Origin of the sequence: Clostridium sp. KLE 1755 (assembly GCF_000466465.2) — a bacterium.
GTDB lineage: Bacteria > Bacillota > Clostridia > Lachnospirales > Lachnospiraceae > Eisenbergiella > Eisenbergiella porci.
Genome location: NZ_KE992693.1, coordinates 256,663 through 272,955, shown reverse-complemented (window position 1 = coordinate 272,955; position 16,293 = coordinate 256,663). Strand labels below are relative to the sequence as shown.

The window sequence follows — 16,293 nt, the reverse complement described above, 5'->3', positions numbered from 1 at the left end:
CCCCCCCGCACCCCCGAAGCCACCCACCAGCTCCAAAACCGCCTAAACCGCATGATAGGCCAGCTGAACGGCATCAAAAAAATGCTGGACGACAACCGCTACTGCGGCGACATCCTCACCCAGATAGCAGCCGTAGAAAGCGCCCTCCAAAGCTTTGGTTACATCATCCTCCAGGACCACCTGGAAACCTGCGTCGTGGAAGAAATCCAAAACGGCAACACAGAAATTTTAGAAGAAGCCATAGATCTGATTAAAAAACTGAAATAATTCAGACAATAACCCTAATTACAATCTGCACAATGCGACAGCCGCCAAATGAATGAAAGCTCAAAGCTCCCCGGGTTTTCCAAAAATCCCAGTTCTAAGCTCCTCCCAAGTCCCAAGTCCCAAAACCCAAAAGCCCCAATGCTCCCCACCAACTCATTTGCCAGCTTCCCGCCGCAGAAATAAGGATAGTAATAAAGAAAGAGGTGATCCCCCATGCAAACCCAGAAATTCAACATCACCGGCATGACCTGCGCCGCCTGCCAGGCCAACATCACCCGGAACGTCAGCAAGCTGCCCGGCGTCCAAAACGTCAACGTCAGCCTCCTGGCCAACCAGATGACCGTAACCTATGACGAAACCCAGGCCGACACAGCCAAAATAATTGACACCGTAACAGGCATCGGCTACGGCGCTTCCTGCCCGATACAAAATGAAAATAAAGAGAGTACAATAAGCAGAGAATGGGAAAACCGCCGTGAACTTACCGAGGAAAACCAGAAAGGCATGAAAACCCGCCTGATAACCTCCGTAGCCATACTGATTCCCCTCATGTACGTAGCCATGGGCCCCATGCTGGGCTTACCCGTACCGGGTATTCTAAACGGCATGGAAAACACCCTGATATCAGCCCTGACCCAGCTTTTGCTTACCATCCCCATTATGATCATCAACCGCCATTTCTATCAGTCCGGCTTCAAAGCCCTGATAAAAAAGGCCCCCAATATGGACTCCCTGGTGGCAATCGGTTCCGCTGCCGCCTTCCTATACGGCGTATTTTCCATGTATAAAATGTCCTATGGCTTCGGACACGGCAATATGGACATCGTCCATCAATATGCCCATGAACTCTATTTCGAATCCTGCGCTATGATCCTCACACTGATTACCGTAGGAAAGTACCTGGAAGCCCGCTCCAAAGCCAAGACCTCCGATGCCCTCCGCAAGCTTGTGGATCTTGCCCCCAAAACCGCCGTGGTTTTCCGCAACGGACAGGAACAGACGATCCCGGCGGAAAACGTCATTGCCGGTGATATCGTTGTTATCAAACCCGGCGGAAGCATCCCCGTAGACGGAGTGGTTACAGAAGGCCACGGCTATGTGGACCAGGCCGCCATCACCGGAGAAAGTATCCCCGTGGAAAAAGACCCCGGAGACGAAGTGATTTCCGCTACCATCAATAAAAACGGCACCTTCCGTTTCCGTGCATCAAGAGTGGGGGATGACACCACCCTGGCACAGATCATCCGTCTGGTAGATGAGGCCGGCAACACCAAGGCTCCCATTGCCCGCCTGGCGGACCGTGTCAGCGGAATCTTTGTCCCCACGGTTATCGTTATTGCTGTTCTGACTGCAATTGCCTGGATAGCCACCGGCCATACCTTTGAGTTTGCCCTTTCCAATGCTATCGCAGTGCTGGTAATTTCCTGTCCCTGCGCCCTGGGCCTTGCAACTCCCGTAGCCATTATGGTGGGAACCGGAAAAGCGGCAGAATACGGCATCCTGATAAAATCAGCGGAAAGCCTGGAAACATTGCATTCCATCGACACCATTGTGCTGGATAAAACAGGAACCATCACCTCCGGACACCCTTCGGTAACCGATGTGATTATTTTTAACAAAAATATAACCCAGGACACCTTCCTGGCAGAAGCAGCAGCGGTGGAATCCGGGAGCGAACACCCCCTGGCTATGGCTGTGGTAGAAAAAGCCAAAGAGAAAAAGCTTCCGGTTCCCCAGGCGGAAAGCTTCGACGCCCGCGCAGGCCGGGGTGTCAGCGCCGTTGTGGAAGGGAAAAAATATCTGGCCGGGAACCTCGCCTTTTTACAGGAAAACGGCCTTCTTAAAAAAGAAGACATGCAAAAAACAGCCAAACAGAAACTGGAAAGCCTTGCCAATGAAGGAAAGACCCCTCTGCTTTTTGCAAAAGACGGCGAACTTGAGGGCATCATAGCTGTGGCGGATACCGTCAGGGATTCCAGCAGATCTGCCCTGAAGCAGTTTAAGGAAGCCGGCCTGAAGGTGGTAATGCTGACCGGCGATAACCGGATTACGGCAGAAGCAATCCGTAAAAAATTAGATATTGAAGAAGCCATATCAGAGGTTATGCCCACCCAGAAGGAATCCGTTATCAGGCAGCTTCAGGAAAAAGGCCATAAGGTAGCCATGGTAGGCGACGGCATCAACGATGCTCCCGCACTTACCAGGGCGGATGTGGGAATCGCTATCGGTGCAGGAACGGATATTGCCATCGATTCGGCGGATGTGGTCCTTATGAAGGATTCCCTCGTCGACGTGGCGACTGCCATAGATTTGAGCAAGTCGGTTATACGCAATATCCGCATGAACCTGTTCTGGGCATTCTTTTATAACATTTTGGGCATTCCCGTGGCGGCAGGCGTTCTGTATCCGGCCTTCGGCCTGCGCTTAAGTCCCATGATCGGTTCGGCAGCCATGAGTTTGAGCTCCGTATGTGTTGTAACCAATGCCCTCCGTCTGCGCTTCTTCAAAGGGAAAACAACAGACATTACTGCCTTTGACCAGCCGGAAGCAATTTCTGCGCCGGAATCACAGCAGCCATCTGCCGTCAAAAAACAGCTATTGACCGCTGCACAGGAGGAATCCGTTACTCAGGAAGACCCCTCCAGCCAGAACACAATAAAACCAGAAAAAGAAAGGAATGGACAGGAAGAACTGTCCGGAAAAGGAGAATCAGAAATGGAAAAAGTAATCACAGTAGAAGGAATGATGTGCGCACACTGCCAGATGCATGTGCAGAAAGCCCTTGCAGCCGTGGAAGGTGTTCAGGAAGCGAATGTGGATCTGGAAGCAAAAAAAGCCACGGTTAAGCTGTCTGCGGACGTAGCGGATGACACCCTGAAGAAAGCCGTGGAGGATGCCGGCTATACTGCAGTGGACTGCGTAACCAGATAAAACAGCGCTGAACAAAAAAGCAGGATATGTCAGTTCAACAGGGAATAGTTCATTGCGCACAGAACCTAAATAAGGTATAAAGAAGAAGAGCCAGCCGGAACGAATGGGACGCAGCCCCAAAGCTGCGTAATAGCCGAAAGAATTCCGGATGCAGCTTCTTCTGCCGGAGAAACTGAATTCAGAAGCTTAAAAAAGCCTCTGCACCGACAGAAACACGGTGCGGAGGCTTTTTTGAAGTAATTTCTGTTATCTTTGTAAACAGCAAACATCACCCATCATTTCTGCTGTTCACAAAGATAATGACTGCGGTACTGGCTGGGCGTCATATTGGTAAATTTCTTAAACTGCCTCATGAAATGAAGCTCATTTTCATACCCGCAAAGCTCTGCAATGGACTGGATGGACATTTCCGTGGTCCGCAGGTAAAAACGGGCGGATTTCAGGCGTGCCTGAATCACATCCTGAATGCAGGAAACACCAAACAGCTCCCGGTAAAGATGCTGCAGATAGGAAGGGCTGATATGCACTAACTCAGCCATCGCCTCAATTGTCCATTTTTTATGAGGCGTGTTTAAAATGGACATCCGCAACTCATTCATTGCGGAATAATATTTGTTTTCCATGGCTTCGTCAGGAGAAGACAAAAGCTGGGAGGCCAGTGAATACAGCAAAGTCCGCATGAGGGAATCCAGAATCTGTTCCCGGTAGGGATGCTCCGAATTTTTTTCCAGGACGATCATACGGGCATATTCGGAGAGCTGTCCGGTAAAGGAAAGCGTGCATGGCGTATTGCAGGGAAGCTTCAGCTCCTGCAGGAATGGTAAGTCGCAGTCCTCAGGCAGAAAATGAATCCAGTCATCATTATAGGAGGCGCCTACACTGCCGTAATGGACAGGAACCGACGGTTCATACAGAATAACCGTCCCCGGCGGAGTCTGCAGAGTTTTTCCGTCTATCCGGAAAAAAGCCTCCGTTTTTATAAGCAGAAGAGTATAGTCAGGCGTTCCTCCCGGACGGCGCATTTCCAGCCTGGTCCGGTGCCTGGAATCATAACCGCAGTGGCCGACAGTAATCATGGCAGATACATATCCTTTCAGGTTAAAATGACAGCCCTGCCGGACATCTGGATAAAAGAGCAGTTTCCCTGATATCCGCAGCATTCCTGTCAGTTATATTTTACAGCCTTTTACAGATTTGTATAGTGCTGTTATAAAAATAAATGTAAGGCTGCCGCTCTCCGGGTTCACAGAAGGAGAGCAGCAAAACGCTGCCAGTCTCTCTGCAATTGTATCTGACACCCGCTGCCCGGCTCATCTAATTGCAAATAAACAAAAAATAAGTAACAGTTCAGCCTTCGGTCAAACTGTTACTGCATCCGCTCATTAATAGTCGCCTTCGGCGAGGGACGGATGCCTGCTGCCACCACGTTTTCTCACGGTTTGCGCAGTGAATGCGCAAACCTGCCAGAACTGTTACAATAATAATACATAAAGGAGTACAAACCATGGCAAGACAGGAAAGTAAAGAAGAAAGACAGAAATGGCTGGAGGAGGTATACGGCAAAATCTGTGCCAAAATGAGCGCCGAATGCGACAGAGTCGGCGACAAAATCCCATACGTGCCGGAAAACGGCAGATATACAACAGACTGGGGTGAAAAAGACATATTCTGGTGGACCAATGGTTTCTGGGGAGGAATGCTCTGGCAGATGTACCATGCCACAGGGGATGAGAAATACCGGAAAGCTGCCGAAGGTGTGGAAAAGAGGATGGATACCGCATTGGCCGATATCGGAAAGCTGTATCATGATGTGGGATTTATGTGGCTGCATACCGCAGTTGCGGATTACCGCCTCACCGGCAGCGAGGAAGCCAAAAAACGAGGTGTAAATGCGGCCAATGTTCTGGCAGCCAGATTCAATCCGCTGGGCAATTTTATCCGCGCCTGGAACGGCGATAACCAGGTGGGCTGGATCATTATCGATTGCCTTATGAATCTTCCCATCCTCTACTGGATGAGCGAGGAAAGCAAAGATCCCCGATTCGCTGCAATTGCAAAAATCCATGCGGATACGGCCATTGACAAGCTGTTAAGACCTGACGGCTCCTGCAATCACATCGGCATCCTTGATCCGCTGACAGGAGAACTCCTGGAAGCGCCCGGAGGCCAGGGCTACGGTGAAAACAGCGCCTGGAGCAGAGGCCAGTCCTGGGCGGTTTACGGCTTTGCCCTCAGCTACCATCACACCGGTGAGGCCAGATATCTGGACGCGGCGAAAAAAGTGGCGCATTATTTTTTAGCTAACGTGGCTATGACCGATTATCTGCCGCTCTGTGATTTCCGTTCGCCCCAGGAACCGGTATATTATGATTCCACGGCAGGAGCCTGCGCTGCCTGCGGCCTCCTGGAAATAGCCTCCTTTGTGCCTGAACATGAAAAGAGGCTGTATGAGGAAGGTGCATACCGTATCCTGCGCGCCATGGAAGAGAATTTTGCTAACTGGAACCCTGAAGAGGATGCTATCCTGGAAATGGGAAAAGCCGCATACCACAGCGATGCCGGACAGGAAGCGATTATTTACGGCGACTATTTCTTCATAGAAGCGATCCTGCGCCTGCTTCACAAGGACTGCTTCCTCTGGTAGTATATTTATAAAAAGGCGTGCTATGCGCGCGGACAGGAGAGATTATGGAAAACAATACAAGAAAAATATGGCTGGATTCCATGCTGCACATCGTAACTCCGGTGCTGCAGGCTTTGGAAAAAGAAGAACTGAAAAAGACCATGCCGCTGGATTTTCATGGAGAAAGAGCGCCCTTTGCGCCTTTGGAGGCTTTCGGAAGGAGCATGCTCGGCCTGGCGCCCTGGCTGGAGGCGGAGGGACTTGAAGGAGAGGAAAAGGAACTTCAGGAAACCTACCGCCGCCTGGCAGTACGCTGCATAGACAAAGCGACGGATCCGGAATCCGCGGACTTTATGATTTTTAACGAAGGCGGCCAGCCCCTGGTGGATACGGCATTCCTGTGCCATGCGCTGGTACGCGCCCCCAGACAGCTGGCAGGCAGCCTGCCGGAGAGAGTGCACAGGAATCTGGCGGCGGCCCTGAGAAGCTCCAGGCAGATTGTGGCCTGCAATTCCAACTGGATTTTTTTCTCCGCTATGGTGGAAGCCGGATTGTATGTGCTGGGTGAAAAAGATTATGATAAAATGCGCATTGCATACGCCCTCAGGGTATTTGACGGCTGGTATAAAGGGGATGGCGTCTATGGCGATGGAGAAATGTTCCACTGGGATTACTATAACAGCTTTGTTATCCAGCCCATGTATTTGGATCTGGCGGAAATGTTCGTAAATCTGGGGGAAGAATTCCGGGAACTGGAAAAAAGGGTAGCCGTCCGGGCCGCACGTTATGCTTCCGTTCTGGAACGGATGATCGCGCCTGACGGAAGCTATCCAATCCTTGGACGTTCCATCTGTTATCGTTTCGGCGCTTTTCAGATGCTGTCCCAGGCCGCGCTGGAACATCGGCTGGAGGGCTCTCTGAAGCCTGCCCAGGTCCGCTGTGCATTGACCGCGGTTATCCGCAGATGTATGGAAAACCAGGAAATGTTTGATCAAAATGGCTGGCTGCAGCCGGGAGTCTGCGGATGCCAGCCCGAACTGGCGGAGGGCTATATCAATGTGGGAAGCCTGTACCTGTGCAGCGCCGTATTCCTGCCGCTGGGCCTTCCCGTCTCTGACCCGTTCTGGGCCGATGAAGATGCGGACTGGACCTCCCGAAAAGTGTGGAGCGGCGGCCACGTACAGATTGATCATGCGATTGACTGAACTGGACAATATTGACCCGACAGAATCATAATTATTATAAGGAGCCAAAATGCAGACTGTTTTGGCTTCTTATTTTTTTGCCATACCTGTCCACTCAATAAAACTATTCTCATATACATTCCCTCCCCGTCCCGCATTTCGTTCCGTGCACAGTTCCATATCACGCAGTTCCATATCCGCGAAATATATTGGTCACCCCATATTCCTTATGCTATAATATCCAGAGAAATTCAGACATTTTTACATCGGATGAAAATGATTGGCCCCGGTTTTCCGGGGATACATTGCTGGCAGGAACGCAGCTGCCGCCGTCGGCGGACAGCGCACAGGGGAGGAAAAATACATGATAAAGCTGCTTATCGTAGAGGATGAGCTGATAACCAGGCGCGGCCTGATGCGGCATGTCCCGTGGAAAAAAATAGGCGTGGATGCCGTGGAAACGGCGGAAAATGCAGATGAAGCTTTCGGGATATGCGCCAGATGGCAGCCGGATATTGTGCTTTCCGATATTAAGATGAGGGGCATGGATGGTATCGAGATGTGCAGACAGCTGCGCAGCCTTTTGCCGGACTGCCAGATTATTTTTGTCAGCAGCTATTCCTACAAGGAGTATCTGAAGGCCGCTATTGAGCTGGGGGCGATACAGTACGTGGAAAAGCCCGTGGTTTTGGAGGAATTAATCGGGGCGGTGGAAAAAGGCATCGAAAGAATTGCTCAGATTAAAAAGCAGAAGGCGTTGCAGGACAGCTATACGGAGAGCATGGATTTTTTGAAGAGGGAGGCTCTGTTTTCCCTGCTTTCCACGCCGGAGGATGTAAAAAAGCTGGAATGTCAGCTGCGCCGGAGCGGCCTTTGGGACAGCGGGGATACCCGGATGCGCATCGGGATTGTAAAGCTGGCGGGAACGGTGGACGACGCCGGGGAGTTTGTCCGCTTCTACCGGGAAAAACTGCAGATATTTATGGCTGAAGAACAATTCTATTGTAATATGGATTTCCACGACAACAGAACACTGATTTTGCTGGCAACCGGCACGAAGTCCATGCTGGACAGGGATGGAGAACTGATTCGTGCCCTCTGCGTGATGGCCGTGGAATCCAAAGGGGAATACCGTCATTTCCTTGCTGTGGGAGCTATGGTGGAGGAACCCGGAAAGCTGTATGCATCCTATCAGTCCGCCTGCCAGTCGGCAGGATGCCTTTCCTATAAGGGCTTTGCCTCCTTTGCATTTTGTGGGGAAGCGCCGGCCGATCGGTATTTTGAGGTGGGAAAGGAACAGGAGGAGGCCTTTGTGGGCGCGCTTTCCAGGAGGGAGAAGGAGGAAGCCATCCGTATTCTGGAGCAGATTTATGCACAGCTTATAACAGAAAAGGCCGCGTTGAACAGCTCGGTAAAAAATATGTATTTCCTGCTTTACAGCCATATCCAACAGCTGGAAAAGGAACTGCTGACAGGAGAAGGAAGGGAACGCCGGGAATCCGGACGTTTCTGGGACAACGCGCAGACATTGGAAGAGCTGCACACCTTTGTTGCCGCCCGGGCCATGGAAGCTATTGAAGCAAGGGAAAGGGAAGGTACCGGAGGAAATGCGGTGATTTTCCAGGTAATTGAAGTGATGAAGCAGCGGTATTCAGACAAAAGCCTGTGTATTAAGGATCTGGCGGATGCCGTATACCTCACGCCCTCCTATCTGTCCGGTCTTTTTAAAAGGAGGACCGGAACCACCATCAACCAGTATTTGACCAACATGCGGATTGACCAGGCCAAGAAGCTGCTGCGTGACAACAGCCTGAAGCTGTATCATGTGGCGGATCTTGTGGGCTATGAGGATGCCGCCTATTTTGCCAGGATTTTCAAGGCACAGACAGGAATGACGCCCTCAGAATATAAGGAGAATAAGAACCTGTGAAAAAAATATGGTCCCGGATGAAAAATTATTTCAAACGCCTGCCCATGCGGATTAAGCTTACCGTATCCTTTTCCGGCCCAATGATCCTGATTTTTATTCTGCTGCTTTCCTGCAGCTATATGCTGATTGAGAAAAGATACGAAGCGCAGATTATCTATTCCGCAGATCAATCCTTTGAACAGGCGGTCAACTTTCTGGAGAGCCATCTGCAGAATATGAATTATATTTTGGAGCTTGTGGGTGCGGATCGGGAGCTGCAGGACATGCTGGAGGAGGGAAATTACCTTACCAGACAGGAAGCGGGCGATCAGTGGAGGGATTACTGGAGGATCAATGATATTATGACCTCGCTGGAGCTTTCCAATAAAATGTACCAATGTGGAATTTATGTGCCTGACAGCCTTGTTTACGCCTATAACAGATACCATTTTTTCCCGGAATCCGATTTGCAGAAGAAACCATATTATGGGGAAATGTGCGGCCGAATCAATCAGGGGCTGTTGTATTTCACAGGGCTTGAAAGAAGCGGCCCGGAGCTGGTGGGAGAGAAGCAGCTGCGTGTGGCAATGCTGAAGAAAATATACGGAGAGGCGGGAAGCGGCACCTCCTGTATCGCAAGGGTGAGTGTTTCCAGTGATGAACTGGAACGGATTGTGGCGAATTCGGATGTTACGCAGAAGGGAATCAGTTACCTTATTAATCAGAGAGGGGAAATTCTGGCGGCATCCAGTCAGGAAAATCTGGATGAGCTGTCCGGAAAAGGAAGCCTTCCCGGCCATGGCAGGAATTCCTCATGGCAGGAGCTGCGGATGGGAGGAAGCGCCTATCTTTACCGTCAGAGAAAGCTGGAGCAGGCGGAATGGACGCTGGTTTCCATCATTCCAAGACAGGATTTTTACAGGCAGACTTATTTAATGGGAATGACGCTCATCTTTTTTTCCGTGTTGATTGTGCTTTCCATCTTTCTGATTTCCTGGCTGTTGGGAAAATATTACTCAAAGCGTCTGGTAACGCTGAATACGAAGATGAAACAGGTACAGGAAGGGCAGCTTTCTTTGGAAATACCGGAAGAGGAAAGCGATGAAATCGGCGAGCTGTTCCGCAGCTTCAGTTATATGACCAAGGAGCTGCGCAAGCTGATGCTGGAGCAGTACCGGCTGGGTAAAAACGTGAAATCGGCCGAGCTGCGCGCTCTGCAGGCGCAGATCAATCCGCACTTTCTGTATAATACCCTGGATTTGATCAACTGGGAGGCCATGGATTACAATGCGCCGGAAATCATGGAGCTTGCGCAGAATCTGGCTCAGTTCTATCGGATCAGCCTGAATAAGGGAAGGCAGATCGTCAGGGTGAGGGAGGAGCTGAACCATGTACGTGCCTATGTCAGGATAGAAAATTACCATTTTGATAATGCCATCAGGCTTGAGATTGATGCGCAGGAGGGCGTGGAGGAGCTGTCCTGCATCAACATCATCCTTCAACCCTTTGTGGAAAATGCGATTATGTACAGCATTGCCAGGGTGCCTGACATGGTGGAATGCAGAATCCGTATATCCGCGGTGACCGAAGGAAAGGATCTTATTTTTTGTATCACCGACAACGGGCTGGGGATGACTGCGGAACAGGTAGCGCATATTTTTGAGGAAAATACGTGCGAAGTAAGCCATGGCTACGGAGCCAAGAACGTGAACTTCAGGATTAAGCTGTGCTATGGGGAAGAATATGGAGTTTTCTATGAAAGCCAGGTGGGAAAGGGAACCACGGTTACAGTCCGTCTGCCCGCCCTGACCCCGGAGGAAGCGGAAAAGATTCTGTATATTGACAGTTAAAACGAAAAAAGACAACAAAATAAAAAAACGGCAAAATAAATAGCCGGCAGACGCGGCAGGAGTCCGGGACAGGATTCCTGCTGCGTTATTTTTGGGGTTTAAGGAGGCCGGTGGCAGCAACCTTGAATGGTAAAAAAGAGCATAAAAAATGTACTAATTTTAAATTTTTATGCAAATTACCAATAGCAAATAAAAATATAAAATAAAAATGATTGCAAAAGCAATATAATTTATAAATAAATATACAAAATACACACAAAGCATAAAATAATCCGGTAAATCTCAGTTTTGTCATATTTCAATTTTTATCAAGGAATAATACAATACTTATATCATCAATACGTACACAACGCGGTAGTAAAAAGTGAAATGTGTACAGAAAAGATTACGGTTCGGCCCTGGCCGGACTGTAACCAGTAAAGAAGGGGGATGGAAGTCGTGAAAGAGCGATTTAAGAACTTTGGCCATGAACTGAAAAAAAACAGGGCGCTGTTTCTCATGGCGCTGCCTGCGGTGCTCCTGGTCCTGGTCCTGTCATATCTGCCTATGTCGGGCCTGATACTGGCATTCAAGAATTACCGGTTTGACAGGGGGGTATTCGGCAGTGACTGGAATGGCCTGGAGAACTTCCGTTACCTGTTTTCGTCGGGAACAGGATGGCTGATTACCAAAAACACAATTCTCTACAATCTCCTGAATCTGATTACCTCTCAGGGGCTTGCAATCATTCTTGCCATTATCATTTCTGAAATGCAAGGCAAATACTACAAGAAAATTACCCAGTCCGTTATCTTTTTTCCTTACTTTATTTCCTGGGTAATCGTCGGCGCTTTCGTCTACAACATTTTCAACTATGAAACAGGACTTCTTAACGGCTGGCTTACTTCGCTGGGAATGGAAAAAATCAATGTCTATTCCATGCCGTGGGTCTGGCCTATCATCATCTGCTGCTTTAATGCCTGGAAGTGGTGCGGCTACAATTCCATTATTTACATAGCGGCCATTACCGGAATCGATGGAGAGTGCTACGAGGCGGCGCAGATTGACGGTGCAAATATTTTTCAGCGTATCTGGTACATTACGCTGCCCTGTATCAAGCCTACGGTAATTACCATGCTTCTTCTGCAGGTGGGCAGAATCCTGCGCGGCGATTTTGAAATGTTCTATCAAATCGTCGGAAATAACGGGCAGCTCTATAATGCAACCGATGTAATCGATACCTACGTGTTCCGTTCCCTGATGCAGAATTCCAATCTGGGAATGACGGCGGCGGCCACCTTCTATCAGTCCATTCTCTGTTTCATTATCATCATGCTGGTAAATACAGTTGTCAAAAAAATCGACGAAGATTACGCGTTGTTCTAGGGAGGGAGTGAGAAATTATGGCAGCAAAGGAACAGGTTATGGAATCCAGGAAAGTAAAAATGGGGACGGCTGCGATTGTATTCAATATAATCGGCTATATACTGGTAGGGCTTGTGGCAATCATCTGTTTATTGCCCTTTATCATGCTGATATCCGGTTCTTTTTCTTCGGAACAGGCCATCCGCTTTACCGGCTATGGACTGCTCCCCAAGGAGTTTACGTTGGAAGCATACCGGATTGTATTCAAATATCCGGAAAAAATAGCACGGGCGTACGGTGTATCCATATTTATTACGGTAACGGGAACCGTGCTGGGACTGTTTATCACTACGATGGCAGCTTATGTCATCAGCAGAAAAGACTTTAAATACCGTAATGTAATTTCCTTTTTTTTCTATTTTACGACGTTGTTTAACGGTGGAATGGTAAGCACCTACATTTTTTACATCCAGTACCTGCATCTGAAGGATAACCTGCTGGCGCTTATCTTACCTGGAATGGTAAATATTTTCTATCTGCTCATCATGCGCAGCTTTGTCGCGGCGGTACCCATTGCACTGGTGGAATCCGCGAAAATAGACGGGGCGGGAGAGTTTCGGACCTTTCTCCAGATTGTCCTGCCGCTTCTGAAATCAGGGCTTGCAACCATCGGCCTGTTCATGGCGCTGGGCTACTGGAATGACTGGTACAATGCCATGCTTTACATGAACAGTTCGGAAAAATATCCGCTTCAGTACATGCTTTATGACCTGCTGCAGCAGACGCAGGCGCTGGCCAGAATCGCCAGCCAGGCGGGTATCCGGGTGGAAAGCCTGCCATCCAACACGCTGAAGCTGGCAATGGCGGTAGTGGCCACAGGGCCGATTATCCTGCTTTATCCGTTCGTACAGAAATACTTTGTTAAAGGTGTCACAATCGGCTCCGTGAAGGGCTGATGGATGATATATGAAAAAAGGAGGGTTATAAACATGAAAAAAGCTTCTAAACTGATCTCCACGCTGCTTACGGCAGCCATGGTGGGAACACTTCTCGCAGGCTGCGGCGGCAGCAGTTCAAACACAACCACGGCGGAGTCCGTTGCGGACAAGGGCACGGCTTCCACAGAGACAGCCTCATCGGGGGAAACAGGGCTTGATACCTCGGAGGAGGTGGAGCTGGTAATGTACGTAGTCAGCAATGAGCCTGCAAAACAACAGGAGCTGACGGACAACATGAATAAGATTTTTAAGGAAAAGCTGAACTGTACGCTGAAAATCAACTATATCGGCTGGGCGGAATACCCCAACAAGTATCCGCTGCTGTTCTCCTCAGGAGAAGCCTTTGATATGGCCTATGCCGCTACCTGGCTGAACTTTTCGGCGCTGGCACAGAAGGGGGCGTTCATGAATCTGGATGAACTCTGGCCCACCTATGCGCCTGATAATTTTGCCATGCAGTCGGAAACAGCCAAGCAGCAGGCTACTATCGACGGACATTATTACTGCGTTCCCACACTGCTGGCAACCTATTCCGCATACGGCCCTATGTGGCGCACTGATATTCTTGACGGAACAGACTGGGACGGCAAAATGGAAAGCTTTGAGGACATGGAAAAATACATGGATCTGGTAAAGGCCAACCGTCCTGAATTTGAACCCTACGACGTATGCTCCTCCGGTTCCGAAATGGATGACCTGTATATGTACAATAACGGGATGTATGCTATTAAGGGATCAACCAATGATTTTCTGTTTATTGATCCCATGGAAGAAAATCCCAAGCTTTTCACCTATTATGAATATGACAAAACCCCGGAATTCCTGGAAATGATGAATCGCTGGAATGAAAAAGGCTTTTTCAGCAAATCAGCCCTGTCCGATACGGATACGGAAAAAACGAAAAACGGGAAGGCAGCGCTGAAAATCCATAATGTGGATACTTTTACAGGACTGGTTATTGACAAACCGGAGTATTCCTTTGATTATGCGAATCTGGTGAAGGATGTTTCGAACCTGTCCTTTACACAGGATGCCATGGTTATTTCCAATACCTCCAAGCATCCGGAAAGGGCGTTGGCGCTCTGGAACCTGATTACTACGGACAGAGAAGCATTTGACGCATTCTTCTATGGCATCAAGGATGTTTCCTATGAACTGAATGACAAGGGTGAGGTAAAAACACTGGATCCTGACAACTATGCTGCATCCGCCATGTGGGCGGCCCGTACCACTGAACTGAACAGGGATGGCATCGGCACACCGGAGCGTACCACAGAGCTGAAAAAGGAATGGGATGCATATATTAAGGATGGCGTGGGAAGCCAGAAGTACCGTTCTTTCGTACTGGATACCTCTTCAATTGAAACGGAGTATGCGGCCTGTCAGAATGTGCATCAGCAGTACTGGTGGCCTCTGGAGCTTGGCTATACGGATCCGGTAAGCGGGCTGAAGGAATATCAGGAAAAGATGGAAGCGGCCGGTATTGAAAAGGTACGCGAGGTATTGCAGCAGCAGTTGGATGCTTATGTTGCAGGCTTAAAACAGTAAGAATTTAAAGCAATAAAGATTTAAAGCTAAGAAAAGTTTTAGTGTACAAAGGCGGCGGTAAATTTTCCGCCGCCTTTACCGGGTATTATGCCGGAAAGAAAGGGGAAAGGGATTTTTATGGAAAGAAGAGTGAAGGTATATTTGACAGATATCAGGAACGGCAGACGCTTTTCGGAAGAGACGCCGCTTGTATTTAAAGCGGACAAACCAGGAAATGATGGTAATGAGGGACACGTCCTGAATGTATATGATCAGGTAAAGTATCAGGAAATCCTGGGTTTCGGAGGGGCTTTTACCCAGGCCGCCGCTGTGAACTATAAAAAGCTGGACGAAGCACAGAGGGAAGAGGTGCTGACTGCTTATTTCGACAGGGAAAAGGGGCTTGGCTACAGCTTCTGCCGCCTTACCATCAACAGCTGTGATTTTTCCACGGAAATGTATTCCTATGACGATACACCGGAAGATTTTGAACTGAAGGATTTTTCCATTGCCAGGGACAGAGAGGATGTGATTCCCATGGTCCATGCAGCCCGGGAAAAGGCGTCGGAACTGCTCTTGTTCGCTTCTCCCTGGAGTCCTCCGGCCTGGATGAAAACCAATGGGAAAATGGATAAGGGAGGATTCCTGCGGGCAGACTGCAGACAGGTCTGGGCGGATTATACGGCCAGATACCTTCAGGCCTATGAAAAGGAAGGAATCCCCATCTGGGGCGTTACCGTACAGAATGAGGCAAAAGCAGAGCAGGGCTGGGAATCCTGCCATTATGAGGCAGGAGAAGAACGGGATTTTGTGACAGGTTTCCTGAAGCCTGCTTATGAAAAAGCAGGATTGGGTGACAGAAAGATTTTTTTCTGGGATCACAATAAAGAGCGCGCGGTGGACAGAGGGCTGGAAACACTTTGCAATGAGCGGTCAAGAGCGGCCTTTGACGGCATAGCGGTTCACTGGTATTCCGGTGATCATTTTGGAGCGCTGGATGTTTTCCACCGCCTGTATCCGGAAAAGCTTCTTATTGCCTCCGAACAGTGCAAGGGGAGAGAGAAGCTGCCGTGGGAGTCGGGAGAGGCCTATGCCCATGATATCATAGGGGATTTGAATAACTGGGTGAGCGCGTGGGTGGACTGGAATATGCTGCTGGATGAAAACGGAGGTCCTGATCACTGGCTGGATGAGCAGCTTCAGTGGGAAAGCATTACACGGAAACGCCTGGAAAGAGGCCTGGAAATCGACTGGAAAAAGGAAGACTTCCGGAAGCTGATGGAGGAAGAGGGAATCTGGTTCGGCGAGTCGCCGCTTCTGTGTGATCATGGGGAAAAAAGCCTGCATTACGCCTCATCTTATTATTATATCGGCCATTTCAGCCGTTTTATCAAACGTGGGGCAAAGAGAATCGGCAGCTCGGTCTATACCTCGGATTTGGAAGTATGCGCTTTCCAAAATCCCGATGGCTCAATAGCCGTTGTGGCGATGAATGCATCGGAGGAAGTAAAAAAGGTGGTACTCCGGTTCCATGAAGAAATAGCGCAGACCTTTATCCCGGCGCACAGCATCGTAACCTTCATATTTTAACCGTATGTCTGGCAGGAAGAAAGCCGTTTTATCCTGCCTGACGAATACGCGCGCTTCAGCGGGCAGATAG

At 49.3% G+C, this 16,293-nt stretch carries 11 protein-coding genes; 10 read left to right on the top strand and 1 reads right to left on the bottom strand.

Annotation, left to right across the window (positions count from 1 at the left end):
- Positions 1-267, top strand: a 267-nt coding sequence (locus HMPREF1548_RS10690) for a metal-sensing transcriptional repressor (RefSeq protein ID WP_021636083.1), incomplete at its 5' end; no start/stop codon positions are given.
- A gap of 213 nt (positions 268-480) precedes the next feature.
- The gene (locus HMPREF1548_RS10680; RefSeq protein ID WP_021636081.1) at positions 481-3,198 is read left to right on the top strand and encodes a heavy metal translocating P-type ATPase; all 2,718 of its coding nucleotides are present in this window, start codon (positions 481-483) and stop codon (positions 3,196-3,198) included.
- A 275-nt stretch (positions 3,199-3,473) separates the two neighbouring features.
- Here the strand turns inward: HMPREF1548_RS10680 and HMPREF1548_RS10670 are convergent, their stop codons facing one another.
- Positions 3,474-4,274 (bottom strand): AraC family transcriptional regulator, encoded by an 801-nt coding sequence (locus HMPREF1548_RS10670; RefSeq protein WP_025489618.1) that lies wholly within the window; start codon positions 4,272-4,274, stop codon positions 3,474-3,476.
- A gap of 428 nt (positions 4,275-4,702) precedes the next feature.
- On the opposite strand from HMPREF1548_RS10670, the gene HMPREF1548_RS10665 reads away from it, so the two are divergent.
- The 8 genes from HMPREF1548_RS10665 to HMPREF1548_RS10630 all read left to right on the top strand — a co-directional run bounded on the left by HMPREF1548_RS10665 (position 4,703) and on the right by HMPREF1548_RS10630 (position 16,223).
- A complete protein-coding gene (locus HMPREF1548_RS10665) occupies positions 4,703-5,842 on the top strand; it encodes a glycoside hydrolase family 88 protein (RefSeq protein WP_035321682.1) in 1,140 nt (379 codons plus the stop codon).
- 44 nt (positions 5,843-5,886) lie between these two features.
- Complete coding sequence (locus HMPREF1548_RS10660) at positions 5,887-7,026, top strand: DUF2264 domain-containing protein (protein ID WP_021636076.1); 1,140 nt, start codon at positions 5,887-5,889, stop codon at positions 7,024-7,026.
- Between the two features lie 343 nt (positions 7,027-7,369).
- Positions 7,370-8,935, top strand: a complete 1,566-nt coding sequence (locus tag HMPREF1548_RS10655; RefSeq protein WP_055725887.1) for a response regulator transcription factor — start codon at positions 7,370-7,372, stop codon at positions 8,933-8,935.
- Positions 8,932-10,764, top strand: a complete 1,833-nt coding sequence (locus tag HMPREF1548_RS10650) for a cache domain-containing sensor histidine kinase (RefSeq protein ID WP_051358358.1) — start codon at positions 8,932-8,934, stop codon at positions 10,762-10,764. The genes HMPREF1548_RS10655 and HMPREF1548_RS10650 overlap by 4 nt, the downstream gene beginning before the upstream one ends.
- 429 nt (positions 10,765-11,193) lie before the next feature.
- Positions 11,194-12,129, top strand: coding sequence for an ABC transporter permease (locus HMPREF1548_RS10645; RefSeq protein ID WP_021636071.1), 936 nt, complete (start codon positions 11,194-11,196; stop codon positions 12,127-12,129).
- A 17-nt stretch (positions 12,130-12,146) separates the two neighbouring features.
- Positions 12,147-13,064, top strand: coding sequence for a carbohydrate ABC transporter permease (locus HMPREF1548_RS10640; RefSeq protein ID WP_021636070.1), 918 nt, complete (start codon positions 12,147-12,149; stop codon positions 13,062-13,064).
- Positions 13,065-13,097: 33 nt separating this feature from the next.
- A complete protein-coding gene (locus HMPREF1548_RS10635) occupies positions 13,098-14,654 on the top strand; it encodes an ABC transporter substrate-binding protein (RefSeq protein ID WP_035321681.1) in 1,557 nt (518 codons plus the stop codon).
- 117 nt (positions 14,655-14,771) lie between these two features.
- A complete protein-coding gene (locus tag HMPREF1548_RS10630) occupies positions 14,772-16,223 on the top strand; it encodes a glycoside hydrolase family 30 protein (protein ID WP_035321787.1) in 1,452 nt (483 codons plus the stop codon).
- Positions 16,224-16,293: the final 70 nt, after the last annotated feature.